Raw genomic sequence first — 23683 nt, 5'->3', positions numbered from 1 at the left:
CTATGCCACCGATGATTTTGCAAAGGTGCGAAATCTTGAGCCGACCGCCGAACGCATCTTGGCTAGGGTCGGACGGCCCTTGAGAACTCGCTTCCACAGAGAGCGGATTGGCTTTGTATCGCCGTCACGCTCCAGGTAGAGGTGCACAAGGTTCAGGAGCTGGTGCCCGTGAAGGGTTGCCTTCGGGCAACGACCGGTAATGCGGCGGAGCCAGCGGGGAGATCCATCCAACTTGTCCGCCAAGAACTTCTGCGCCGCCTCCATGGAGAAGCGTTTCTTCTTCTCGACATCAAGGACGTGAAGAACGAGTGGGCGGACGGCCTCTTTCAGTTCGCTATCAGTGAACATTGGACACCTGTGGCCAAGGAAGCGTGGCAATGTCCCCATCATGAGAGAGGGACACATCGTGATTTACTTCGAAGGGAAAGGACCCCTGGGGTTTATGGCCGCCAGGGGCCAAGGAGTGCGGTTGGGCGTCTTTCAAAATCAGAGCCGACGAGCCAGGGAGGAAAGGTTCGCCGCTGACAATGAAAACAGGCGTCTCATGCAGAGGAAGCCTGCCTTGAGAACCGCTCTCAAGCTGAGAAACTGAAGGCCGGTTGATACCCTCCCCGACAACCGGCAAACGGGGCAAGAACTTCACACCGGGTTCCCTAGTGCGAAGGATGCGGGCTCCCATGGTGAGGAGATCCGCACTCTGGCGACAGCCGCCAAAGCTCGGGGAATAAGGCTGGGGGGCGGGGGCGGTCGCGGCGTTCATGCGGCCGCTCCCGTATTCTGTAGGGGCTCGACCTGACGCCAAAGCGAGGCCGGGGCCTGGGAGCCAAGGCGCTCCAGCTCATCCCGCATCACCGCATAGGCGTCACGAGGGTAAAAGCCACGCCGCTTGGCGTTGGAGATTGAACCAGCCGACTTGCCGGTAAGCCGGGCGATGGCGACCGTACCACCTAATTTGCGGTGCACGTCGCACAGGGTCGGGAGATACTGAAGAGGCTGCTTCTTTGACATGCGGCCAATCTACTAAACGCAGCGTTTAACGTCAAGAGGGGCATAAGGCGTTTAATGAGAATAAACGATACGTGGACTACCGTGGCTCAAACGAATCACCCGTGAACGCGGTAAAGGGATATGGATAACCCGGAGGTCATTGGGGGCCGCATCAGGCGGCTACGACTTGCGCTTGGCTACGATCAGGCCCGCGCCTTCTGCCAATTCGTCGGGTTCTCCGACCAGGCTCTCTACAACTATGAAACAGGAAAGCGGCGGATCTCGCTGGACGAGGTCATGAAGATCGTCACGAAGACCGGAGCCTCACTCGACTTCATTTATCGAGGACTGGAGCACACACTGCCGGGGCATGTGCTCGATAAGCTCGTAGAGTACGACAGACAGGAACAGAAGAAGAGAGCGGCCGGTTAATCGGCCGTTTTCTTAATCGGAACAACGGTTTCGGCCCACAATTCGGTGTCGCGGTGCCTCGGAAGGCGTTCGTCGGTCAGCCAGCGCCGAACATGATTGTCCACGATGTCCCGAACGATCAGGATCTCCGCCTCGTCGGTGGGGAGCTGGATCAGAAGCTGCATGGCAAGCGTCTCCAGCTCCCGGTACCTCTCTGAAGAGACAACAGCCCTAGGGTTACTTTCAAAAATCATAGGAATGCCCCCTGCCTTGTGCCGCTTGATGCCTGCACAAATGGCGTAATGAATGGTTAACGCACAAACCGTAAGCCAACTTTCCTCACTCCGTCCATAAAATCAGTGTCCGCTTTGGACAGTTTTGTTCTCTTTTCGTTCTAATTCAAGAAGCTCGTAATGAGCCCTGTGGATTAGTGTGGACATTCTGTCGCAAACCCATACGACTCCTGGCTCATTCAGCCTGTCGGCCCTGATTAAAGCGTGGCCTTTCGCGTCGTATTCGATCCAACCCTCCTCCCCCAACTCCTCCAGGCGCCGGAGGACGGATGTGCGCGGCATCCCGAGATACTCAGCAAGCTTCTGAACGCGGAATGGCCGCCCCTCGATGGCGCCGAGGGCAACGGCTGAGAGGACAAGCAATCGGTCCGGACGCGGTGGGGATTTCTCTCGCTTGGCTACGGTGAGCGCTCGTGTGAGATCCATCAAAAACCGGAAATAGACCCTTTGAAAATCAACGTTAGGGCTCATTGTCGCAACTCGTTGTTTAAAACAGTTCCAGCCCTAGCACACGGCGCCTGAATGCAAGGCAAATAACGAATTGCCGCACCGTGAAAGTTTTTTACACGTGGCGTTTAAAATAATGCTTGACGATAAACACAGCGTTTAATAGATTGGAGGCATCGGAAATGAGGGAACACACCGATGCCCCGGATCACAGAACTTCTGTCAATGGAAGGCGAAACACTCGCCACCTGGCGCGATATCGCCCCTGGCTGGGATAGCCGTCTCGCAATCTGGGCTCAGGCCCGCAACGAGATTGCCGACATGATCAACGCGCCGCTCCACCTGATCGAGGAAATCGAGGACGAGGACGGTGAGTTCTTCGGCTTCGACGGCGAGAAGCTCGGCTACCTCGTTCACCGCTTCGAGCCCTATCCGTCCGTTTCGCGGCCTCCGGTCGTGGATCTCGGTCGCTTCTTCCAGCAGGCGGCGGAGTAAGGCGATGAAGACGAGAACTGTAACCGTTGATGTCGATGTTGACATTGATCTGGACGATTTCGACACAGGCGATCTGATCGATGAACTGGAGTCTCGCGGGTACATCTGCCTCAAGAACGGCAAGCCCGAAGAAGACCTGATGATGGAGCGGCTCCAGGACGCCGCCGAGTGCCTAATGCGCGGCGACTTCGATGAAGCCTTGATCCACCTCTCCCGCAATCTTGGCCCCGACTTCCGGTCGTTGCCTGATCTGGCCCGCAGGAGCCGCTAACCATGGGCGCTTTCAAAAACATCCACATGGACCAGCAAGCCATGACCGCAGCCATCAACATCATCCGCACGGACATGGCCGATCATCTGAACGAAGGCTTCCCGCTGGAGGCTTATGGAGCGGCTCGGGTTACCGCCGCTCTGATCGCCCACGACATCGACCCATTCGACCTTGGGTTCACTGCGGGCGAACTCATCCGCGTGGCCTTTGCGCAAAGGTGCCTGGAGGCGCTGGCAGCATGACTGACCTCGAATTCTACGTGGCCCTCGGCCTCATCGCGTCCGGTGCTGGGCTGGTGATCTACGGCGCCATCCAGCTTTTCCGTCCCGCTCCGGTCAATCCCATCGATTGGGATGAAGAGGAGCCCTGCGGAGACTGGCCGAACACGGGAGGCTGCCGTGAATGAGGACAGCATCCTCCACCCCTCGCAATGGCCCGATGCCTTCGAAGAACTAGCCCGCTGGATACCAGAGATGGAGCGGGAATTCGAAGAGGCAGAGCAGGAAAAGCAAGTCACCAATCTGGAGCCGGCCGAATGAACGCCCATCAGACATTCTCACAGGAAATCGCTACAGCCGCTCTCGTCGTGAAGGCATTGGAAGACGCCGGCATTACGCCGGACGATCCCGACTATGCAACCCTCATCGAAAGCGAGTGCGACGCCATCGAGCGCATCCGCCGCATCCTTCGGGCCGCCCGTTGCACGGAAGCCAACAGCAAGGCTCTGAAGGAGATCGAGGAGGAGAACCGGGAACGTCGCAAGCGGTTCGAGGCCAAGGCCGAAACCCTTCGGGCCATCGCTCTCCAGGGCATGAAGGCTCTCCAGCTTCCGAAGGTTGAGGCGCCAGACTTCACCGCCTCCGTCACCGCGACCCGGCCGAGCGTTTCGATTGACGATCCCGAGGCCATTCCTTCGCAACTCTGCCGCATCAAGCGGGAGCCAGACAAGACGGCGATCAAGGCTGCTCTTGAACAGGGCGAGGCCGTTCCTGGCGCTTCCCTTTCTTCTGCCTCCCAAACTCTGACCGTGAGAACCCGCTAATGAACGCCACCGATAAGAAAATCTCCGAGACGTTGGCCCGCTTCGATGAACCTATGGCCGGCAACACATGGAAGGTTCAGGGCACGACGGTGATCTATCACAAGGCCCTGGAGCGGATCGCCGCCAAGGCGAAGATCCAATTCGATGTTCCGACCATCCTTCGCGCCGAGAAGGAAGAGGCTGTTTTGATGGTTGTCGGCCGCATGGGCGACCGCATGGAATGGTCCATCGGTGAAGCCACCATCGGCATGAACTACCGCGTTTCCGGCAAGCAGGCTGCCTATCCCTACGCCATGAGCGAGAAGCGCGCCAAAGACCGCGTAATTCTAAAGCTCATCGAGCTTTCCGGTATCCTCTACAGCGAGGAGGAAGCCGACGAGTTCAAGGAGGCTCGCCCTTTATCGACGCCATCTTCCGAACCTTCGGAGAACGAGAAAAAGGCGGTCGTAGCCAGCAAGAGCCGGCAGGACGAGATTACCGACTTCAAGCTGCTGATCGAGGAAGCACGAACCGTCCAGGCCGTCACCGACCTGATGCAGGACGAGGGAACGCAGGCTTGGCTCGAAAAGCTTCCGGCCGGCGAGCGTGACGAGATCCGCGCCTATGCGGTGGACAAGATGAAGTCCCTTGGCTGGCAGCCGAAGAGGGCAGCGTAATGAGCCAGCGTCTTCGCTACCTCGCCAATCAGGTTCGGAACCTGACCTATACCGAAATGATGGAAGTCGCCCGCTGGTTCGCCTTTGCCTGCCAGGAGCGCAACAACAACGACGCCCTCGATAGCACATTCAATGATGAAGACGCCAACGAGTGGGCGCAGTTCCTCAATGATTGGTCTGAAAGCTGGCTGGAGAACAACCCGGAGTCAGACGATGACTAGGGCAACTCTCATCCTTGCCAATGACCAAGTGCGGCAGCGGGCCATCAAATGGATCGGGCAAGCAAAGCCTGGGACCAAGGTTGAGTTCAAGGCTCCGCGTCGCAGTCTCGACCAGAACGCTCTCATGTGGATGCGCCTGGGAGAAATCGCCAAGGGCGTGGAATGGTACGGGCAATACCTCTCGGCCGAGGACTGGAAGGACATTCTGTCCGCCTCCCTCCGCAAGGCCCGTGTCGTACCCGGCATAGATCCTGGAACTTACGTCCCGCTTGGAATGCGGACGAGCGACATGACGAAAGAGGAAATGACAAATTTGCTTGAGCTTATCGCGGCCTTCGCGGCTCAGCAGGGCGTGGAGCTGTCGGCATGAGCTTCATCTGCGAAGACGTGGGAACCACCAAGCGCAAGAAGATGACCAAGACCCGCGCCCTCAAGATCTGGGAGGCTCACAAGGGCATCTGCGTCACCTGCAAGCAGGTCATCGACGCCACCCGCGAGGATTGGTTCATCGAGCATATCCGAGCCCTGGAACTCGGCGGCAAGGACGAGGACCCGAATTGCGGCCCCGCTCACATGAGCTGCAAGAAGGATAAGGACGCGGCCGATCATTCAGCCGCAGCCCAGGCCAAGCGTCGGAAGGCTCATCACCTCGGGATCAAAGACCCCAACCGGAAGCGCATTCCTCAGCCGCCCCGTGCCCCGAAGCGCGAAGGCAAAAAACCCCTTCCTCCCCGTCCCCTTTTTCAGAAAGCCTCCTAATGTCCCAATCTGATTTTGTGAGAGTAGAGAGAGAGGGCGCATCCCTGACGGGACCGGGCTCTTGTCGTTCCGATCAAGCCGCCTCCGGCGTCTTGCCCCTGACGGGCGGCGATCCCTTGCGCGAAGCGGCGCAGCCGGTCGCTGTGCATGCAATCGCGGTTACGCTCACGAAAGACATTCCCAACGGCAAGAACATTCAGACATGCCTCCGTATCTACAACGACGCGGCATCGAAAGATGAGGCTACCGGGCGAGCTATCGCCAGCGCGATGGAGGACAATCCAGAACATCAACTATTCACGGTCTGCGGCGGCGAAATCTTCGTTGCTCGCCCCCGCGTAAGCGATGAGCACTCGAAGAGCGAAGACCGCGATAGCGGGCTGAGTGCGCAGCATGCCAGCGCGGTCGGCATTCATGCCGAGACGCCCGATCACACTCCCCAAATCTCTCCTTCATCTGACAATCTGGTGGAGAGACTGAACAGCCATGCGACTGCGCTTGCTGCGGGTTATCCTCACGCCCGGGAAGTAGTCGCCAGCGACCTTCGCGAAGCCGCCCAAGTTCTCTCCACCCTGAAAGCTGAAAGGGATGAGGCGATCCGCGAGCGTGAGGAAGCCCGCGACCGTCTCGACGAGGTGATGAACGCGACCGAGGAGGGTACGGATGCCCTGATCGCCCGCATCATGGCTATGCCCGATGAGGTTGTTCTGCGGATCAAGCCGGATGACCTGCGTGAGGCCGAAGCCGCTCTCTCCAGCATGAGGAAAACGCTGGAGAGCGTTGACAACTTCGCGGTCAGGATTGCGGGTCGGAAAGACTACGCCATTCCCCTACATGTTCTGGAACAGGTCGAAGAAGCTCTCGGGAAATCCCGCGCCGCCCTCTCCCAGGAGACGGAGGCAGGCAATGGATAAGGCAATCGCCTTCGGCCTCGTTGCGGTTATTGCCGCCCCTTGGGGGAAGCGCACCGCCCACGCCTGGAATGAATACTTCAAGGGCTTGATCTGCGGGATAAGCGCCGTTCTCGCCGTCTACATGATCGCTCAAGGAGAGTGACCGATGACCGCTGATACCTCTATCAGAGAGGCGCTGGAGCGAATTGCTCGCCGGTTCGATTGGGCAGAGCATCCTGGTTCTCTGGAGTATCAAACACGGCAGGAGGCTCTCGCTGCCCTCGCCGCTCTCTCTCAAGAAAGAGGACGGGAGGGTGTGGACGCTCTAACGATTGTCGCGCTTCAGTCGGTAAAGGCCGAGTACGAGAAGCGAGGGTTCAACACTACGGCAGAACATATCAGCCGGGCTATTTCCGCCCTCTCCCCCCACCCAACCCGCCATGTCGCGCCGGATGAGGGAGGTCAGGGATGAAAGAAGATTTTTTATGTGACCTCCGTCGCTTCGCTCCTCGTATCGCAATGCAGGTCAGTACCCCGTCGCAAGGTTGGAGGTGGCTAGATGGCTTGGTCTCTGCTTAATCACATGATTGCCGATAAGGTGAACGAGCTGCTCGACACGCAGAAAGACAGCTATGGACCCGAAGAGGAGCGGTTTTATTCCCGGGAGGTCGCAGCGTCGATCATTCATGCTGCTGTTTGGGGATACTCGTGCCGGTCGAGCAGCACAGCCGGCGTGTATGCTGCCACCAACCTGCTCAATGCGCTTGGACTGAAGTTCTGGTCCTTCGACGACGAGGAGGCCGCTGCGCTTCAAGAGTTTCGAAGGGCACGGGCTAGGTCTCGTCTAGTTGAAGGCACGGGCGGGAATGCCGCCAGCGTCAGGGATGGCAACCCGGAGGGCCGAGACCTTGGGCTCGGGGCGAAGCCTGCCAGCCCGTCCGACGCCCAATCCCAACCTATTCAAAATCAAAGCGCAGAGAGAGAAGGTATAAGAGAATGAGCAAGCTGACCCTTTCGCTCAAGGCCGAGTATTTCAACGCCATTCGTGACGGCTCAAAGCCGGAAGAGTTCAGATTAGTCACGCCCTACTGGCAGAAGCGCCTTGAGGGCCGGGACTATGATGGGATCGTGCTGACCCTCGGCTATCCGAGCCGGGGCGATCAGAGCCGGCGCCTGGAGCGCCCTTGGCGCGGCTACCGCAGGACGGAGATCACGCACCCGCATTTCGGGCCTGATCCGGTCGAGGTCTACGCCATCGATGTCTCCCTAACCCCCTGATAATTCAATCCAGTCGCGCAGAGAGAGAAGGTATCTGCGCTTTGTACAAACCCTGAAGGTACGTACTAACGATCGTTTGAAGACAACTCCTAAACAACCCGAGGACGAACAATGACAGGTAACGAAGCAGAAGTTGAAGAAATCGCCCGCATCATCGCCCGCCGCCTGGGGCACAACGATGACACTGGGATGCATTGGGAACGCTATGTGCTTCCGGCCCAGGCTATCGTTGAGCACTACGAAAAGAAGCGCAGCGCCAAGGGGCGGATCGAGCAATTCGAGCGCAACGAACTCGGCGGCAAGACGCTCAATGAGTTCTTGAGCGGAAAATAAGCCGATAGTTGTCAGAATTGATGTTCTGCGAATCCAGAGGAAAGCAATCATGAAGAAAACCGTCGAAGTGACAATGATCGTAGAAGTCGAGGTGGATGAGAGCAAATTCACTCCCGAGTTTATGCGGGAGTTCCGCGAGAGCTTCTACGACTTTCACGAGGTCGAAGATCACATCATGCACATCGCGCAGCTAGAGGCGCGTGGACTGTTGAGCCCACGTTTTACCGAAGGCTACGGCCCGCTCGCCGACATGGGCATCAAGGCCGACGTGGTGGATCAGTCGCAAGAGATCCCCGAGCCGGTCTGACTTCTTGTCCAAAGGCCGCTTATGCGAATCCAGACAGTAAATAACGAAACATTTTGGGGCAGAAGATGAGAGTTGAGCACCTATCGGACGACGTGACGCTCTACCTGGGAGACTGCCGGGAGATCGTGCCGACGCTTGGCGAGGTGTGCGCAATCGTGACAGACCCGCCCTACGGGCTAGGCAAGCGGCTGAATGGCGGCACCTGGGGCGGATCGTTCGAGTGGGACGCCAACACAGTCGATGAGTTGGGCGCCATCCTGAAGGCCGGCAAGGAATTGATCGTGTGGGGCGGCAATTATTACGGTTTGCCGGCCTCGCGCTGCTGGCTGACGTGGCACAAGCCCGACGCGCCGCCGTCCATGGCCGATGTTGAACTAGCGTGGACGAATATGGATGCGAACAGTCGCCTTCTACGGCACACAATCGCCGCCACACGGGAGCATGATGAGCGGACGGGGCACCCCACACAAAAGCCTCTGCGCGTGATGACGTGGGCTCTTGGTTTTGTTGCGGGCAAGACAATCCTTGACCCGTTTATGGGATCGGGAACAACCGGAGTCGCCGCCGTCAGACTAGGGCGCAAGTTCATCGGCATTGAGATGAACCCAGATTATTTCGACATCGCCCGCGCCCGGATCGCCAAGGCCATTGATCAGCCGGACCTCTTCGCCGCCGCGAATGACGCCCTGCCCCCGAAGCAAGAGGCTTTGAAGCTGTGAACCAGACACCCGGAATCCAGGCAGGAGATAACATGGCACATAAGACCGCTTACATCACGGAACGACTGCGCGACTACAACGAGGGGCCGGGCTGGCCCTCCCTTAAGAAGCAATTCATGCTTGAAGCAGCAGACGAGATTGACCGACTGCGGATGGCACTGGAGGCGATTGCGGACGGCGAAGGAGATGCCCAGGAAATCGCACGGCGAACCCTGGAAAGGGTGAACCCGTGACGGCCAACAAGGTCACAAACCACATGCGCCGCCACATGCGCGAGAACCGCCAGAGCATGAGCCTGAGTGAGTTGGCGGCCATCCACGATGTCGAGCCCTGCACCGTTCGCGATCACACCAAGGACATTGCGCCCCCGCCGGGAGGCTGGAAGCCCAGCGGGCGCAAACCGAAGTTCTGCCGGGACAAGGCCAGACGCCTGGAGGCGCAGGGAGTAAGCCGCGCCGATATTGCCCGACGTTTTGGCGTAACCAAGCCAGCGGTGACAATCGCACTCGGGTCGAAGCGCAACTAGATCCACTTCTTGTCAAAGACGGCCTTATGCGCGGGAGAGTTAACCAAGCCTCCCTCAACTAACCAACTGATTTAACAGCTTTTGAGCGCGGACCCCGAACTTATCTGCGCTTCCCCTACGGTCATGGATGATTGAGGACGATGATGAACGAGGATCTTGAGACGATCAGAGACAGGTTGCTGAGGAAGGCTTGGCCGAGGATCGCCAACCGGGACGGCATTTCAGAGCAGACCGCTCGAATGGTTGCGGTGGCCGAGTTGGAGGAGATCGAAGCCTTTATGCGAGCCGTGGCGCGGGACGAGATGTTCTCTCGGCCACCCTCCCCGCAATCGGGTTCGAGCGACCAGTCGAGCCCAGGTGTGGATCCAAACTATAAGATGTGGAACGAGCCATGACCCACACCACGCAGGTGGAGACGGGGCTGCTTATCAGGATGATGGTGGCTCTCCTCGCGCTCAAGGAAGAGAATAACCGCTTCCGTGAGGCGCTGATCGAAATCAGGTCTGACCCCTATGCCGATATATGGGAACTGATCTTCACCGCAGACATGGCGCTCAAGGACGGCCTCCGGCGCCCTCAGAAGAAGAGGTACTTGCCGTGAGAAAGAAGCCAGTCCCCGTAGCCGAGCGGATGAGGCTTTATCGCAAGAGAAAGCGGGAAGGCATCCTGGATGTCGTTTTTGTTCCGGTGACATTCCCTCAAGCGAATTGGCTCATCAAGCATGGCTATCTCGACCGCAAAACACTGAGCCTCGATATGCCCCCCGACGACCGGCGCAAGGCTATCGGCGAGGCTATCGCGAAACTCGTATCCGCCTCCACCCAAACGAAGGTGGCTGCATGAGCCGACCAGACCTCAAAACCTACTCCATGAAGGAGGTCGCCCAGCGGCTCCACAAGAGCGAGCGGTGGCTGCGTGACTTCCTGCTGACCCTGCCCCGAGGCAAAGAGTACTTCCGCCAGGCTGGACGGACCAAGCTCTTTACCGAAGACCATATCAACCTCTTATTCGATGCCCTGCCATGCCCCTCAAGCTCCACCCGCCGCGCGCGGGGAAATCAACGAACTACACCATACGCGGGACCCACCTCGGGCAATACGTTGACCGATCTGCAAGAACTCCTGACAAGGCGACGGCTCGAAAGGTCCTCAAGAAGATCGAGCGGGACATCGAGGCCGGCACCTTCCGCGAGGAGACAGGGCCAACCTTCGCAGACGCGGCCTTAGCCTACCTGGAGGCTGGTGGGGACGACAGGTTCCTCGCCCCACTGACCTCCCACTTCAAGACGACCCCTCTTACCAGGATCGACCAAGCGGCAATCGATAAGGCGGCAGCCACCCTCTACCCAAACGGGGACAACGCCACCCGCAATCGGCAGGTCTACACGCCCATGTCGGCCATCCTTAAGCGGGCCGGGGTAGATTTCAAAATCAGGAGACCTAAAGGGGCCGAGGGGAAGAAGCGCACCCATTGGCTGTGGCCGGAGCAGGCCGAGAGCCTATTCAGAGCAGCGTCAGTCAGGGACGAGGAGTTCGCGATCCTGCTGGTCCTGCTCTGCTATACGGGGATGCGGCTGGAGGAGGGATTGTCGCTCGACTGCGGCATGGTCCGGCTGGACGATAACTATGCCTATGTGCCGGATACCAAGACCGGAGAGCCCAGGGCCGTGTTTCTGCCGCCTGTCGTGGTGGATGCTCTCAAGAGCCATCCGAGGGGGCTAGACCGGGAGGGTTGCGTGTTCCGGTATCATAAGAGCGGGGCTCTCTATAAGAAGCTGCGAGACGCTCTCAAAGCAGCTTCGATCACCCTGCCGCCTCGGGTGAAGTTTCATGTCTTCCGGCACACCTACGGCACGTGGATGACCCGCTATGCCGGGCTGGACACGAAGGGCCTGACGGACACGGGCACGTGGAAGGACATCAAGTCGGCGGCCCGCTACAGACACGCCGTGACCTCCGAAGAGGCCAAGAAGGCGGCTATGCTGCCAGACCTCACGAAATCGAAAATTGGTGGAAAAGGCGTGGAAAAGAAGTCTACAAAGAAAAAAGAGGAGCACAATGAGCCACTTAGCGAGTGACTATAATCCCTTGGTAAGGGAGAGGTCGAGAGTTCGATCCTCTCTGGCAGCACCAGCCAAACGCCCTTATGCGGTAAGGGTTCTAGGTTCGACACCCCTCACAATCGGGCAGCCCGAGGTCGTCGTGTCACGGCGGAACGGGGTGCGACCATGTTGCTTCCAGTCATGGAAAACCGGCAAAACGGAATCCTGGCCTGCTCCCGCGCTGTCGCAGGTTGAAGGGTGCGAGATGAGCGAGTGGTCTTGGTGCCATGAATGCGGCCGGGAAGAATTCCTCAGTCATCGAGAAGCGCATATCCGTGGCATTGTCGGATCCGATGATTCAAATAGAATCATGACTGACAGTTCGTGCCAGCAGAGCTGGTAGGAAGGCTGCTCGAAGAGCTCGGCCATCCTCCCCGAACCTGAAGATGGAGCCACGAGGCGACGATCAGGCCTCCTCAGGTATCATTGTCCGTGCACTTGCTTCCCGGAGAATGTTGATCGCACGAATTCCCAGGCCGCGACAAGATGACGGCGCAGCGCCTCCTCGGCGCCGTCCGGATCGCGCGCCGTGATGGCATCGAAGATTGCTTCATGCCCCGCATAGTTCATCTGGTCGATATCGGCTCCGCGCTTCATGGAGCGCCAGTGCTGGATAAGCCATTCCACATAGGCTTTGTGAACGGCCGGATAGATGGGATTTCCCGGGATCCGATAGAGAACCGCATGGAAGGCGGCATCGGTTTCGTCGAATTGAGACGAGTTGCCGATCGCCTGCCGATTGGCTTCCAGAGCGGCTCGAAGCTCTTCGAGATCGTCACGTCGCGCATGGCTGGCCGCCCAACGTGCCAGTGCCGCCTCAAGGAAGATCCGGGATTCGAACAGGTTCCAGACCCCGCTGCGATCAACCACGAGATGCCCGATGAGATTGCCGACCTTGTCGATGGCGATCTCGTAATCGGGCTTGCTCACGATGGGGCGATGCCCAAGGCGGGTTGTGACGAGCCCACGATTGGCCAACGACAGAATAGCTTCTCGGACCGCCGACCGGCTCACCCCATATCGCTGCATCAGCTCCCGTTCGGCCGGCAACCGATCGCCCTCCTGAAGGTCGCCGGACTGGATCATCCGCACGAGTTCCTGGGTCACTGCATCCGATCGACGCCCGACCGGCTTCGTGTCGAGCAGCTCCACGCCGTGCCCCATGTCTCACTCCCCTCGCCGGATCACCCGCGTCGACAGGCCTCTCAGTTAAGAAACCTCTCCATCGGCTAGCATATGGTCGGACCAAACTCCAGCCTACCTAAGGTGACGGACAGCTTCGATACGTCTCAAAGTACCATATCTCAGGAGTATTAGAGCATAGTGATCCGCCCTTGACAGTTCATCTTACCCTGTTCCATCCTTCCTTTCGGTCATACCAAACAGATCGGAAAACGACGATTGGTTTGACGTTGCTCAGCCTGAGCAAGCTCGGAGGAAACACGAGTGGCGCCATTTGCAGGCACGAAAGGGTCAGGCTTCCCGGCCCCGCTTCAGGGCGGATGTGTCGACGGGAGCACGCGATGACGGCTCCCACCCTGACCGCCCCCGCTGAAACCGTGACTCACTACCAGATGTACATCGATGGAGCCTGGACGGACGGTCAGGCGCCGGGACGTCTGGATGTGGAAAACCCGGCCAACGAGTTGGTTTTCGCCACCGTCCCAGCCGGCTCGGCGAACGACGCGACGGCCGCCCTGGAGGCCGCCAGGCGTGCCCAGCCTGCCTGGGCGGCCCTCCCACCCATCGTACGGGCCGGCTACGTTTTCGATCTCGCCGCGGCCGTCCGCCGGGAGAAGTCGCATCTTGCGCGGATCGTGGTGCGCGAGCAGGGAAAGCCCCTGAACCAGGCCGAGGGCGAAATCGACGCCGTGGTGACGTTTCTCACCTATGCCGCCGAGAACGCACGGCGCATCGAGGGCGATCTTCTGCCGTCGGACCATCCAAACGAGGATGTCTGGATCCGCCGCGTTCCCTTTGGCGTGGTCGTCGGTCTGACGGCTTGGAACTACCCGGCAGCGCTTGCGGCCCGCAAGATTGGTCCGGCTCTTGTCGCGGGCAACACCATCGTCGTGAAGGGCCACGAATCCACTCCCCTGTCGGCCATCGAGATCGCCCGCCTCGCCCATGAGGTCGGGCTGCCGAAAGGCGTACTCAACGTGGTGACCGGCGACGGGCGCACGGTCGGCGAGGCCCTCGTGCGGTCGCCCCTGAGCGATCTCATTTCCATGACGGGCAGCGTGCGTGCAGGACGGGAGATTTATGCGGCGGGTGCGCAGGACCTCAAGGTCATCCGTTTGGAACTGGGCGGAAAGGCGCCGTTCATCGTTCTGGAGGACGCGGATCTGGATGCGGCCGTCGAAGCCGCCATCGTCTCACGCTTCACGAATTGCGGACAGATCTGCACCTGCAACGAGCGCATGTATCTGCACAAGGCCGTTGCCGAGCCCTTCCTCGATAAGTTCGTCTCGCGGGTGAAAAGCCTGCGGCTCGCCGATCCCATGACCAATCCCGACATGGGGCCGAAGGTGAACCGGCCCGAGGTGGACAAGGTCGAGGAGATCGTCAACGAGGCGATAGGAGCCGGGGCCGAGGTCCTGGCCGGCGGACGTCGATTGACCGAAGGCGAGTTTGCCCGTGGGCACTGGTTCGAACCGACCGTGCTGCGGGTCGACAGCAATCGGGCATCCGTGATGCAGCGGGAAATCTTCGGGCCCGTGGCCCCGGTGATGACCGTCGACAGTTTCGAGCAGGCGCTGAGCTTCGCCAACGACACGAGCTATGGCCTGTCGGCTTACGTGTACACGAACGATCTTCGCCGGGTCATGCGATTGTCCCGTGAGCTTTCGTTCGGCGAGCTTTACGTCAACCGTCCTTGCGGAGAGCTGGTCCAGGGCTTCCACACGGGTTGGAAGCATTCGGGCCTCGGCGGCGAGGACGGCAAGTACGGTTTCGACGGCTACCTGCGCAAGCAGACAACGTATGTCCGTTGGTAACGTCCGGCAGCCATGAACGGCTGCGGCAAGACACGAAGACCCCGGGCAAAGGGGCAAGAACTTCATGGAGGAAAAGCATGCTCAGAAGAACTTTCCTTGCACTCGCGACGGGTGTGGCAGCCCTTGGCATCGGACTCGGCGGCGTGTCGGCGCAGGAGTTGCCGAAGCTGAAACAGAAGGACAAGTACAAGGTCGGGTTCGCCCAGACCGAGTCGAACAATCCCTGGCGCATCGCACAGACCGAGAGCATGAAGGCAGAGGCCGCGAAGCTCGGGCATCAGCTCGTCTATACGGATGCCGCCGGTTCCGCCGCCAAGCAGGTCGCGGACGTCAATTCGATGATCGCCCAGGGCGTCGATCTGATCTTCCTGGCCCCGCGCGAGGAGAAGCCTCTCATCCCCGCCGTGATGGCAGCCAAGAAGGCCGGCATTCCGGTCGTCCTGCTCGACCGCAACGTGGACCAGAGCCTCGCCAAAGCGGGCCGGGACTACGTCACCTTCATCGGCTCGGACTTCGTCGACGAAGGCAAGCGCGCGGCCGAGGCCCTGACCAAGGCCGTGGACGGCAAGGCCACGATCATCCAGCTCGAGGGCACCACGGGCTCCTCGCCGGCCAATGACCGCCGCAAGGGCTTCGAGGACTACATCAAGTCTCAGCCCGGCATGAAGATCGTGGCATCGCAGTCCGGCGATTTCGCCCGCGACAAGGGCCGTCAGGTCGCCGAGACGCTGCTGCAGGCTCATCCCGACGCGACGGCCATCTATGCGCACAACGACGAAATGGCGATCGGCGCGATCGCGGCTCTCGAGGCCGCCGGCAAGAAGCCGGGCAAGGACGTGATCGTCGTCTCCGTCGACGGCACCCGCGATGCGCTGCAGGCCATCGTCGACGGCAAGATGCTCGCGACCGTCGAGTGCAATCCGAAGTTCGGACCGAAGGCCTTCGAGACGTTAGCGCGCTATGCCAAGGGCGAGCAGATCCAGCCCTGGGTGGTAAACACCGACCGCTTCTTCGACAAGTCGAACGCGGCCCAGCTCATCGGCGACGCATACTGAACGCGAGGCGCTGCCTGCGGATGCAGGCAGCGCCTTCTTCGTTTGGCTGAATTGGTACTCGGAACTTTCATGGCGCCGCTCCTCACCATGCATGGCATCGACAAGCGCTTCGCCGGCATTCCGGCCCTGCGCGCAGCCGACCTCGTGGTCGAGAAAGGCGAGGTCCATGCGCTGATCGGCCAGAACGGCGCCGGCAAGTCGACCATGATCAAGATCCTGACCGGCTATTACCGCAAGGATGCCGGCGAGATCCTGTTCGACGGAAGCGCCGTCGAGTTCTCCTCCCCGCAGGAGGCGCAGAAGGCCGGCATCAGCACGATCTACCAGGAGATCAACCTGGTGCCCTATCGCTCCGTGACCGAGAACATCTGCCTCGGTCGGGAGAAGCACCGCTTCGGTCTCCTCGATTGGCCCGCCATGCACGCGGAAGCACGCGCCCTCCTTGCGCGCTTCAGCATCGACATCGACGTGCACCGTCCTCTCATGGTCTATCCGACCGCCGTGCAGCAGATGGTCGCCATCGCCCGGGCGATCGGTTTCGAGGCGAAGCTCGTCATCATGGACGAGCCTACGTCCTCTCTCGACGAACGTGAGGTCGGCGTACTGTTCGGGGTGATCCGCCAACTCAAGGCAGCCGGCGTCTCGGTCATCTTCGTCAGCCACAAGCTCGACGAACTCTACGCCGTCTGTGATCGCGTCACCATCATGCGCGACGGCCGCACGGTGCAGGTCGCTCCGATGAGCCAACTGTCGCGGCTAGACCTCGTCACTTCAATGCTGGGCCGCGAGCTCACCCAGATTCTGCAGGAGCCGCACGATGCGGGCACGTCCGAAGCCGATACCCGGACGCCGGTCCTGACCGTTCGGGGTCTCGCTGTCGGTCGCAAGGTCCGCGACGTCAGCTTCGAGGTCCGTCCGGGTGAAATCGTCGGTCTCGCTGGATTGCTCGGCGCCGGCCGGACCGAATCCGTCCGCGCCGTTTACGGAGCCGACCGGCCGGATTCCGGCACGATCACATTTGCCGGGAGGGATAACGCCATCGCGTCTCCATCCGACGCCATCCTGGCCGGCATGGGCTTCTGCTCGGAAGACCGAAAGCTCGAAGGCATCATCCCCGACATGTCGGTGCGTGAGAACCTCACGCTGGCACTCATGCCGCAACTGGCGCGAAACGGAATCGTCGACGAGGCCCGCAGCCGCGAGATCGTCGACCGCTTCATCAAGCGGCTGGGTATCCGTTGCTCCGGTCCGGAGCAACGGATCCGCGAGCTCTCGGGCGGCAACCAGCAGAAGGTGCTGCTGGCGCGTTGGCTCTGCATGAATCCGAAACTTCTCATCCTCGACGAGCCGACCCGCGGCATCGACGTGGGCGCGAAGGCCGAGATCCTCAGCCTGATCCGGGAACTGGCCGGACAGGGCCTCGGCGTCCTGATGATCTCTTCCGAACTCGAGGAGGTGGTGGACGCGGCAAGCCGCATCTTCGTTCTCCGTGACGGCCACACGGCTGCGGAACTGGAAGGCGATTCCGTGACCGAGCAGAACGTCATGGCCGCCATGGCTCATGGTCATGAGAGTGCCCGGGAGGCGCCCCATGGCTGAAACCGCCACGACACTCCCGCCGGCGCAAAGGGCCCCAGGCATTGACTTCAGATCCCTGCTGACGCGTCATGGGGCCTGGATTGCCCTGGCTCTTCTGATCTTATTCAATCTCGCTGTCACGCCCAACTTCGCCACCTGGCAGACGCTCAACGTCAACCTCACCCAGGTCTGCACCATCGTGATCGTGGGCGTCGGCATGACCCTGGTGATCGCGACCGGCGGCATCGACCTGTCCGTCGGCGCCCTCATGGCGATTGCCGGAGCGCTGGCACCGCTGATCTTTCTCGGCAAGCTCTTCCCCCTGCCCCATCCGGCGCTCGGCATCGCGCTTGCCTTCGTGCTGCCGGCCCTCGCCACCGGTGCGCTCGGCTGGTTCAACGGATGGCTGGTGACACGCCTGCGGATTCAGCCGATCATCGCGACACTCGTGCTGTTCATCGCGGGGCGCGGCATCGCCCAGGTCTTCACCAACGGCAACCTGCAGGTGTTCAACCTGCCGAGCTTCCAGTTCATCGGTCTGGGCCGGGTCTTCGGCATTCCGTTCCAGGCCCTCCTGATGATCGTCATCGTGGCGGTTGCGGCCTGGATGCTCCGGCGAACCGTCTTCGGCAGGCAGATCCTGGCCATTGGCGGCAACGAACGCGCGGCCCGGCTCTCCGGTATTCCCGTCGCGTCCGTGAAGCAGCGGGTCTACCTGATCAGCGGTCTCCTGTCCGGGATTGCGGGTCTCATCGTCATCGCCCGCAACTCCGCCGCCGACGCCAATCTCGTCGGCCTCGGCATGGAACTCGACGCCATCGCGGCCGTGGCCGTGGGTGGGACGCTGCTCACCGGCGGGCGAGCGACGGTGATCGGCACCCTCGTCGGCGCTCTCATCATCCAGCTCGTCCGCTACACGCTTCTCGCCAACGGCGTTCCCGATGCGGCGGCCCTCGTGGCGAAAGCCGTCATCATCGTTCTGGCCGTCTGGCTGCAGCGTCAGAGCCATCGCTGAGGTCGCCGATGAATTCCACCTCCCTCAAGCTGTTTCAGGGAATCGGCCGCTACGGGGTGCTTCTTGCGCTCCTGGCTCTCATCGTGTTCGGCTGGCTTCGGTACGACAATTTCCTCGGCACCTTCAACGTGCTTTCCGTCCTGCGCTACAACAGCATGTTCGCGCTGGTGGCGCTCGGGATGTGTTTCGTCATCATAACCGGCGGCATCGACCTCTCGGTCGGGTCCACGGCGGCTCTGGGCAGCGTCGTCGCCGCCATGCTCTCCCCTTACGGCTGGCTCCCTGGATTGCTCGGCGGACTGGCCGCCGGTCTGGCGGTCGGCGCCAGCAATGCGTTCATCATCACCCGCCTCAACATCCTTCCCTTCATCGCAACACTCGCGACCATGCTGGCCGCGGGCGGATGCGCGTTGCTGCTGGCGGAGAATCAGTCCGTCTCGGTGTCCTATGAATCGGGTTTCACCGAACTCGGACAGGGAGACTTCCTGGGCTTTCCCATCCCGGGCTGGATTGCGCTGATCGCTTATCTCCTCGGCTCCGTCGTCCTCAATCTCACCTCCTTCGGGCGCACGATCCTCGCCATCGGCGGGAACGAGGATGCGGCACGGCTGATGGGGTTGCCCGCAAACCGCGTGAAGGCACTCGTCTACCTGACGAGCGGCGGCCTCGCGGGCCTTGCGGGGGTGATCCTCGCAGCGCAGTTCGGTGCCGGCCAGCCCATCGAGGGCGTCGGCTGGGAACTCTTCGCCATCGCGGCGGTCGTCGTGGGAGGAACGCTGCTGACCGGCGGCGTCGGCTCCGTCGGCTCGACCCTCGCCGGCGTGCTCCTGCTGGGGCTCATCTTCAACATCCTGAATTTCGAGAACGGCCTCGGCTGGATCAGTCTCTCCGCCTATTGGCAATCGGTCATTCGCGGCGCGTTCCTACTGCTCGTCGTCGCCATCCAGGCACGTCTGAGCATGCGCCCCGAGGAGGCCGCGTGAAGGACGGCACAGCATTCGACACCTCAGCCAACGAAGGACGACCATGCCCCGGATCACCTCCATCGAACCCGGCTTCTACCGCATCCCGCTGCCGAGCGTTCTGACCGATTCCATGCATGGCGAGATGCGCGATTTCGAACTCAACACCGTGCGCATCCGCGATGCCGACGGGGCGGAGGGCGTCGGCTACACCTTCACGGTCGGGCGCAACGGCGCCGCCATCGACACGATCCTCGCGCGCGAGCTTCCTGAAATCATGGACGGCGCGGAGGCCGACGAGATCGAGCGCCTCTGGCACAAGGCCTGGTGGGCGCTCCATTATGGTGGCCGCGGGGGGCCGACCGTCCTGGCATTGTCGGCTTTCGACATGGCCCTGTGGGATCTCAAGGCGAAGCGTGCCAACCTTCCGCTCTGGAAGACCCTCGGTGGCTACGACCCACGCGTCCCCTGCTATGCCGGCGGCATCGATCTTTATCTCCCCCTCGACAGGCTCCTGCGGCAGACGGACGATAATCTCGGCAAGGGTTTCCGCGCCATCAAGATGAAGGTGGGGCGCGCCAACCTGTTCGAGGACGTGGAGCGCGTGCGGGCGATGCGCGAACATCTGGGCGTCGGTTTTCCGCTGATGGCCGATGCCAATATGAAGTGGAGCGTCGACGGCGCGATCCGGGCCGCGCGGGCACTTCAGCCTTTCGACCTCACCTGGCTCGAGGAGCCGACCATTCCCGACGATCCGGCGGGTCACGCCCGCATCGTGCGAGAGGGCGGATTGCCGATCGCGGCGGGCGAGAATCTGCGTACGCTCTGGGAGTTCAAGCTCTACGTGGCCGGCGGCGGCGTGACCTATCCGGAGCCGGACGTCACCAATTGCGGCGGCGTCACCCCGTTCATGAAGATCGCCCATCTGGCGGAGGCCTTCAATCTGCCGGTGACGAGCCATGGCGCACATGACGTGACCGTCCATCTCCTCGCTGCCTGCCCAAACCGCTCGTACCTCGAAGCCCATGGTTTCGGGCTCGAACGCTACATCGAAGAACCTCTCAGGATTGAGGAGGGCTTTGCCCTGGCGCCCGACCGGCCTGGTCATGGCATCGCCTTCGACTGGAAGGGGCTCGAGGCCATCAAGGCGTGACGGGTGAAGCCATGACAGAGCGTTTCGACTACATCATCGTCGGCGGCGGCTCTTCGGGATCCGTGGCGGCCGCGCGGCTGGTGAACGAAGGCCGGCGCGTGCTGCTCCTCGAAGGCGGATACTCCCACCGACACCCGCTCCTGGACATGCCGCCGGGCATCTTCAAGATGATCAACGGCAGCAAGTACATGCGGTATCACCATACGGTCCCGCAGGAGCATCTCGACGGGCGGGTCCACGACATCCCGCAGGCCAACGTTCTCGGCGGCGGCTCGTCGGTCAACGCGCAGGTCTACATGCGTGGCCGTCCTTCCGATTACGAAGAGTGGCATGAGATGCTGCACGGGGAGAACGATTATCCCGGCTGGAGCTGGGCCGACGTCCTGCCCCATTTCCGAACCATGGAAGGCAACAACCGCTTCTACAACGACTTGCACGGCGCCGATGGTCCGCTCCTCGTCTCCGACCCCGGCCACATCAACGACATGTCCCGCTGGTTCGTGCAGGCGATCCAGGCATTGGGCGAGCCGTTCAACCCGGATTTCAACGGGCCGACGCAGCGTGGCGTCGGGTTCTATCAATTCATGAACCGGCGCGGCAGGCGCAGCAGCGCCGCCTATGCCTTCCTGGCGCCACTCGCCGACAACCCGAACCTCGTCGTGCGCCTGCAGTCGCGGGTGCGCAGGATCGAGATCGAGAACGGCCGCGCCGTGGGAGTGACCTATCGCGACGCACACGGCGCCGATCACAAGGTCTTCGCGGACGGCGAAGTGATTGTCGCCTCCGGCGCGCTCGTCACGCCGCAACTCCTGATGCTGTCGGGCATCGGACCCGCCGATCAATTGCGGGAACACGGGATCGACTGCATCGCCGACCTGCCCGGCATCGGCGAAAATCTGATCGATCATCCGGAAGTGCCGCTCATTGCCAAGGCGAACGGGCCCTACGGTTATTACAAGCAGGGCGTGGGTTGGCGAATGCTCCTCAACGGCATTCATTTCCGGCTCTTCGGATCGGGCCCGATCCTCTCGGCCGGCGTCGAGGCCGGCGCCTTCGTCAATCCCACCGACCCGAATGCGGAACCCACGATCCAGGCCTTCTGCGTGCCGATCATCTACCTCGACCGCGACACGCTAGGCCTCGTCGACGACACTTACGGGCTGACCATCACGACCGTCGTGGTGAAACCGAAATCCCGCGGCTACGTCCGCCTGCGCTCGGGAAATCCGGACGACATGCCGCTCGTCTCGCCCAATCTGCTCAGGCATCCCGATGACGCACGCGCCATGATCGACGCCCAGCGCTTCTTCATTCGCGCCTTCCAGACGACCCCATTGAAGGAGCGCATCGAGCGCATCTCGATCCCTGATCCATCCGATCTCAGCGACGAGGCGATCATGAAACATTGCCGCCGCTTCGTGAAAACGAACTATCACCCGAGCGGCACGTGCCGGATGGGAACGGCCAGCGATCCGATGGCCGTGCTCGATTCCAGGCTTCGTGTTCGTGGCATCGAGAACCTGCGCGTCTGCGACCTCTCGGCCATGCCTAACATCAACGCGGGCAACACCAACGCTCCCGCCATGATGATGGGAAGCCGCTGCGCCGAACTCCTCACGGAGCACGCCACGGTCAGCACGTCCCAGTTCGGCCCACGCCTGTCCGAAAGGCACGACATGAGCGTCTCCACCTTGAGCTGAGCCGGCATCATTGCCTTCGAAATCGCGCGACCGGTCAAGGCTCACAGGGGACGCCGATGCAGGCCGGTGTGGGGCAACGTGGAGGTGTTGAACTGCCTCCACCGTCTCTTTTGCGTTCGATGGTTCAGACGGAACCTCCCGCATAGGGGAGGCTCCATTTTCCCTCAAGCCGCCATGGCATTTTTGAGGTTTTCGTCGATTTTGTCGAGGAAGCCGGTGGTGGAGAGCCACTTCTGCTCGGCGCCGACCAGCAGCGCGAGGTCCTTGGTCATGAAGCCGGCCTCGACCGTGTCGACGCACACCTTCTCCAGCGTCGCGGCGAAGCGGGCGAGCTCGGCGTTGTCGTCGAGCTTGGCCCGGTGCGCGAGGCCGCGGGTCCAGGCGAAGATCGAGGCGATCGAGTTGGTCGAGGTCTCCTTGCCCTTCTGGTGCTCGCGGTAGTGGCGCGTCACCGTGCCGTGGGCGGCTTCCGCCTCCACCGTCCGGCCGTCGGGCGTCATCAGCACCGAGGTCATCAGCCCGAGCGAGCCGAAGCCCTGCGCCACCGTGTCCGACTGCACGTCGCCGTCGTAGTTCTTGCACGCCCACACATAGCCGCCCGACCACTTCAGCGCCGAGGCCACCATGTCGTCGATCAGGCGGTGCTCGTAGATGATGCCGGCGGCGTCGAACTTGGCCTTGAACTCGTTCTGGTACACCTCCTCGAAGATGTCCTTGAAGCGCCCGTCATAGGCCTTGAGGATGGTGTTCTTGGTCGAGAGATAGACCGGGTACTTGCGCATCAGGCCGTAGTTCATCGACGCACGGGCGAACTCGCGGATCGAGTCGTCGAGGTTGTACATCGCCATGGCGACGCCGGCGTCGGGGAACTTGAACACCTCCTTCTCGATGACGGTGCCGTCCTCGCCCTCGAACTTGATCGTCAGGCGGCCCTTGCCCGGCACCTTGAAGTCGGTGGCGCGGTACTGGTCGCCGTAAGCATGGCGGCCGACGATGATCGGCTGGGTCCAGCCGGGCACCAGGCGCGGCACGTTCTTGCAGATGATCGGCTCGCGGAAGATCACGCCGCCGAGGATGTTGCGGATCGTGCCGTTGGGCGACTTCCACATCTCCTTGAGGTTGAACTCCTTCACCCGGCCCTCGTCCGGCGTGATCGTGGCGCACTTGACGCCGACCCCGTACTTCTTGATCGCCTCGGCGGCCTCGACCGTGACCCTGTCGTTCGTGGCGTCGCGGTGCTCCACGCCCAGGTCGTAGTACTTCAGGTCGAGGTCGAGATACGGGTGGATCAGCTTCTCCTTGATGAAGTGCCAGATAATGCGGGTCATCTCGTCGCCGTCGAGCTCGACGACCGGATTGGCTACCTTGATCTTCGCCACTTGTGGCTCCTAAATGTTTTCGACGTCGGCGGTTGTCCCGCCCTGAAATTGCACCGCAGCGCGCAGGGATGCGCTGCGGTGGTTCAATGCCCCTGCCGCATTCTCA

The 23683-nt window shown here is 61.2% G+C and carries 37 protein-coding genes; 31 read left to right on the top strand and 6 right to left on the bottom strand.

What is annotated here, in order from left to right; genetic code table 11:
- Nucleotides 1-348, bottom strand: coding sequence for a hypothetical protein (locus U0023_RS13090; protein WP_009494199.1), 348 nt, complete (start codon nucleotides 346-348; stop codon nucleotides 1-3).
- Between the two features lie 408 nt (nucleotides 349-756).
- Nucleotides 757-1008, bottom strand: a complete 252-nt coding sequence (locus tag U0023_RS13085; RefSeq protein WP_009494197.1) for a hypothetical protein — start codon at nucleotides 1006-1008, stop codon at nucleotides 757-759.
- A 120-nt stretch (nucleotides 1009-1128) separates the two neighbouring features.
- Here U0023_RS13085 and U0023_RS13080 point away from each other — a divergent pair, with 120 nt between their 5' ends.
- Nucleotides 1129-1419 carry a helix-turn-helix domain-containing protein gene (locus U0023_RS13080; RefSeq protein ID WP_009494196.1) on the top strand — a complete coding sequence of 97 codons (291 nt, stop codon included), beginning with the start codon at nucleotides 1129-1131 and terminating at the stop codon, nucleotides 1417-1419.
- Here the strand turns inward: U0023_RS13080 and U0023_RS13075 are convergent.
- Both U0023_RS13075 and U0023_RS35550 read right to left on the bottom strand, forming a co-directional pair.
- Entirely contained in the window at nucleotides 1416-1583 is a 168-nt protein-coding gene (locus tag U0023_RS13075) for a hypothetical protein (protein ID WP_154661281.1), read from the bottom strand. The genes U0023_RS13080 and U0023_RS13075 overlap by 4 nt on opposite strands.
- A 171-nt stretch (nucleotides 1584-1754) precedes the next feature.
- Nucleotides 1755-2117: a helix-turn-helix domain-containing protein gene (locus U0023_RS35550; RefSeq protein WP_407667418.1), complete on the bottom strand. Its 363-nt coding sequence runs from the start codon at nucleotides 2115-2117 to the stop codon at nucleotides 1755-1757.
- 219 nt (nucleotides 2118-2336) lie between these two features.
- Here U0023_RS35550 and U0023_RS13070 point away from each other — a divergent pair, with 219 nt between their 5' ends.
- The 23 genes from U0023_RS13070 to U0023_RS12960 all read left to right on the top strand — a co-directional run bounded on the left by U0023_RS13070 (nucleotide 2337) and on the right by U0023_RS12960 (nucleotide 11715).
- Nucleotides 2337-2633: a hypothetical protein gene (locus U0023_RS13070; RefSeq protein WP_009494193.1), complete on the top strand. Its 297-nt coding sequence runs from the start codon at nucleotides 2337-2339 to the stop codon at nucleotides 2631-2633.
- A 4-nt stretch (nucleotides 2634-2637) separates the two neighbouring features.
- The gene (locus tag U0023_RS13065) at nucleotides 2638-2904 is read left to right on the top strand and encodes a hypothetical protein (RefSeq protein ID WP_009494192.1); all 267 of its coding nucleotides are present in this window, start codon (nucleotides 2638-2640) and stop codon (nucleotides 2902-2904) included.
- A 2-nt stretch (nucleotides 2905-2906) separates the two neighbouring features.
- Nucleotides 2907-3146, top strand: coding sequence for a hypothetical protein (locus U0023_RS13060; RefSeq protein ID WP_009494191.1), 240 nt, complete (start codon nucleotides 2907-2909; stop codon nucleotides 3144-3146).
- Nucleotides 3143-3310: a hypothetical protein gene (locus tag U0023_RS13055; RefSeq protein ID WP_009494190.1), complete on the top strand. Its 168-nt coding sequence runs from the start codon at nucleotides 3143-3145 to the stop codon at nucleotides 3308-3310. Before U0023_RS13060 ends, U0023_RS13055 begins: the two co-directional genes overlap by 4 nt.
- The gene (locus U0023_RS13050; protein ID WP_009494189.1) at nucleotides 3303-3443 is read left to right on the top strand and encodes a hypothetical protein; all 141 of its coding nucleotides are present in this window, start codon (nucleotides 3303-3305) and stop codon (nucleotides 3441-3443) included. Before U0023_RS13055 ends, U0023_RS13050 begins: the two co-directional genes overlap by 8 nt.
- Nucleotides 3440-3946 (top strand): siphovirus Gp157 family protein, encoded by a 507-nt coding sequence (locus tag U0023_RS13045; protein WP_009494188.1) that lies wholly within the window; start codon nucleotides 3440-3442, stop codon nucleotides 3944-3946. The genes U0023_RS13050 and U0023_RS13045 overlap by 4 nt, the downstream gene beginning before the upstream one ends.
- On the top strand, nucleotides 3946-4602 hold the full coding sequence (locus tag U0023_RS13040; protein ID WP_009494187.1) for a hypothetical protein: 657 nt from the start codon (nucleotides 3946-3948) through the stop codon (nucleotides 4600-4602). The genes U0023_RS13045 and U0023_RS13040 overlap by 1 nt, the downstream gene beginning before the upstream one ends.
- A complete protein-coding gene (locus tag U0023_RS13035) occupies nucleotides 4602-4823 on the top strand; it encodes a hypothetical protein (RefSeq protein ID WP_009494186.1) in 222 nt (73 codons plus the stop codon). Before U0023_RS13040 ends, U0023_RS13035 begins: the two co-directional genes overlap by 1 nt.
- Nucleotides 4816-5193, top strand: a complete 378-nt coding sequence (locus U0023_RS13030) for a recombination protein NinB (protein ID WP_009494185.1) — start codon at nucleotides 4816-4818, stop codon at nucleotides 5191-5193. Before U0023_RS13035 ends, U0023_RS13030 begins: the two co-directional genes overlap by 8 nt.
- A complete protein-coding gene (locus U0023_RS13025) occupies nucleotides 5190-5582 on the top strand; it encodes a hypothetical protein (protein ID WP_009494184.1) in 393 nt (130 codons plus the stop codon). The genes U0023_RS13030 and U0023_RS13025 overlap by 4 nt, the downstream gene beginning before the upstream one ends.
- Before the next feature lie 116 nt (nucleotides 5583-5698).
- A complete protein-coding gene (locus tag U0023_RS13020; protein ID WP_154661280.1) occupies nucleotides 5699-6496 on the top strand; it encodes a hypothetical protein in 798 nt (265 codons plus the stop codon).
- Entirely contained in the window at nucleotides 6489-6638 is a 150-nt protein-coding gene (locus U0023_RS13015) for a hypothetical protein (protein ID WP_009494182.1), read from the top strand. The genes U0023_RS13020 and U0023_RS13015 overlap by 8 nt, the downstream gene beginning before the upstream one ends.
- Nucleotides 6639-6641: 3 nt before the next feature.
- The gene (locus U0023_RS13010) at nucleotides 6642-6947 is read left to right on the top strand and encodes a hypothetical protein (protein WP_009494181.1); all 306 of its coding nucleotides are present in this window, start codon (nucleotides 6642-6644) and stop codon (nucleotides 6945-6947) included.
- An 87-nt stretch (nucleotides 6948-7034) separates the two neighbouring features.
- A complete protein-coding gene (locus tag U0023_RS13005) occupies nucleotides 7035-7475 on the top strand; it encodes a hypothetical protein (RefSeq protein ID WP_009494180.1) in 441 nt (146 codons plus the stop codon).
- Nucleotides 7472-7753 carry an RNA-binding protein gene (locus tag U0023_RS13000; protein WP_009494179.1) on the top strand — a complete coding sequence of 94 codons (282 nt, stop codon included), beginning with the start codon at nucleotides 7472-7474 and terminating at the stop codon, nucleotides 7751-7753. Before U0023_RS13005 ends, U0023_RS13000 begins: the two co-directional genes overlap by 4 nt.
- 111 nt (nucleotides 7754-7864) lie before the next feature.
- Nucleotides 7865-8086, top strand: a complete 222-nt coding sequence (locus U0023_RS12995) for a hypothetical protein (protein WP_009494178.1) — start codon at nucleotides 7865-7867, stop codon at nucleotides 8084-8086.
- A 49-nt stretch (nucleotides 8087-8135) separates the two neighbouring features.
- Complete coding sequence (locus tag U0023_RS12990) at nucleotides 8136-8393, top strand: hypothetical protein (protein ID WP_009494177.1); 258 nt, start codon at nucleotides 8136-8138, stop codon at nucleotides 8391-8393.
- A 92-nt stretch (nucleotides 8394-8485) separates the two neighbouring features.
- Nucleotides 8486-9112 (top strand): DNA-methyltransferase, encoded by a 627-nt coding sequence (locus tag U0023_RS12985; protein WP_407667357.1) that lies wholly within the window; start codon nucleotides 8486-8488, stop codon nucleotides 9110-9112.
- Nucleotides 9113-9144: 32 nt separating this feature from the next.
- Nucleotides 9145-9345: a hypothetical protein gene (locus U0023_RS12980; protein WP_009494175.1), complete on the top strand. Its 201-nt coding sequence runs from the start codon at nucleotides 9145-9147 to the stop codon at nucleotides 9343-9345.
- Entirely contained in the window at nucleotides 9342-9638 is a 297-nt protein-coding gene (locus U0023_RS12975; RefSeq protein WP_009494174.1) for a helix-turn-helix domain-containing protein, read from the top strand. The genes U0023_RS12980 and U0023_RS12975 overlap by 4 nt, the downstream gene beginning before the upstream one ends.
- A 391-nt stretch (nucleotides 9639-10029) precedes the next feature.
- Entirely contained in the window at nucleotides 10030-10239 is a 210-nt protein-coding gene (locus U0023_RS12970) for a hypothetical protein (RefSeq protein WP_009494172.1), read from the top strand.
- Nucleotides 10236-10481: a hypothetical protein gene (locus tag U0023_RS12965; protein ID WP_009494170.1), complete on the top strand. Its 246-nt coding sequence runs from the start codon at nucleotides 10236-10238 to the stop codon at nucleotides 10479-10481. The genes U0023_RS12970 and U0023_RS12965 overlap by 4 nt, the downstream gene beginning before the upstream one ends.
- Nucleotides 10482-10659: 178 nt before the next feature.
- Complete coding sequence (locus U0023_RS12960; protein WP_009494167.1) at nucleotides 10660-11715, top strand: tyrosine-type recombinase/integrase; 1056 nt, start codon at nucleotides 10660-10662, stop codon at nucleotides 11713-11715.
- Between the two features lie 447 nt (nucleotides 11716-12162).
- On the opposite strand, the gene U0023_RS12955 is transcribed toward U0023_RS12960, so the two are convergent.
- On the bottom strand, nucleotides 12163-12903 hold the full coding sequence (locus U0023_RS12955) for an FCD domain-containing protein (RefSeq protein WP_009494166.1): 741 nt from the start codon (nucleotides 12901-12903) through the stop codon (nucleotides 12163-12165).
- A 359-nt stretch (nucleotides 12904-13262) separates the two neighbouring features.
- On the opposite strand from U0023_RS12955, the gene aldA reads away from it, so the two are divergent.
- From aldA to U0023_RS12920, 7 genes are all read left to right on the top strand, one after another.
- On the top strand, nucleotides 13263-14735 hold the full coding sequence (gene aldA, locus U0023_RS12950) for an aldehyde dehydrogenase (protein ID WP_009494164.1): 1473 nt from the start codon (nucleotides 13263-13265) through the stop codon (nucleotides 14733-14735).
- A 77-nt stretch (nucleotides 14736-14812) separates the two neighbouring features.
- Nucleotides 14813-15790 (top strand): ABC transporter substrate-binding protein, encoded by a 978-nt coding sequence (locus U0023_RS12945; protein ID WP_009494162.1) that lies wholly within the window; start codon nucleotides 14813-14815, stop codon nucleotides 15788-15790.
- A gap of 69 nt (nucleotides 15791-15859) precedes the next feature.
- On the top strand, nucleotides 15860-17389 hold the full coding sequence (locus U0023_RS12940; RefSeq protein WP_009494160.1) for a sugar ABC transporter ATP-binding protein: 1530 nt from the start codon (nucleotides 15860-15862) through the stop codon (nucleotides 17387-17389).
- On the top strand, nucleotides 17382-18383 hold the full coding sequence (locus U0023_RS12935) for an ABC transporter permease (protein WP_009494159.1): 1002 nt from the start codon (nucleotides 17382-17384) through the stop codon (nucleotides 18381-18383). The genes U0023_RS12940 and U0023_RS12935 overlap by 8 nt, the downstream gene beginning before the upstream one ends.
- An 8-nt stretch (nucleotides 18384-18391) precedes the next feature.
- The gene (locus tag U0023_RS12930; protein WP_009494157.1) at nucleotides 18392-19366 is read left to right on the top strand and encodes an ABC transporter permease; all 975 of its coding nucleotides are present in this window, start codon (nucleotides 18392-18394) and stop codon (nucleotides 19364-19366) included.
- Between the two features lie 43 nt (nucleotides 19367-19409).
- Nucleotides 19410-20498 (top strand): mandelate racemase/muconate lactonizing enzyme family protein, encoded by a 1089-nt coding sequence (locus U0023_RS12925; protein ID WP_009494155.1) that lies wholly within the window; start codon nucleotides 19410-19412, stop codon nucleotides 20496-20498.
- Between the two features lie 11 nt (nucleotides 20499-20509).
- Nucleotides 20510-22198, top strand: coding sequence for a GMC family oxidoreductase (locus tag U0023_RS12920; protein ID WP_040639631.1), 1689 nt, complete (start codon nucleotides 20510-20512; stop codon nucleotides 22196-22198).
- Nucleotides 22199-22362: 164 nt separating this feature from the next.
- On the opposite strand, the gene U0023_RS12915 is transcribed toward U0023_RS12920, so the two are convergent.
- Nucleotides 22363-23577 carry an NADP-dependent isocitrate dehydrogenase gene (locus U0023_RS12915; protein WP_009494151.1) on the bottom strand — a complete coding sequence of 405 codons (1215 nt, stop codon included), beginning with the start codon at nucleotides 23575-23577 and terminating at the stop codon, nucleotides 22363-22365.
- Between the last annotated feature and the right edge of the window lie 106 nt (nucleotides 23578-23683).

Source organism: Microvirga lotononidis (assembly GCF_034627025.1).
Lineage (GTDB): Bacteria > Pseudomonadota > Alphaproteobacteria > Rhizobiales > Beijerinckiaceae > Microvirga > Microvirga lotononidis.
The sequence above is the reverse complement of the archived record's forward strand: the minus strand, read 5'-3'. Positions and strand labels throughout refer to the sequence as shown.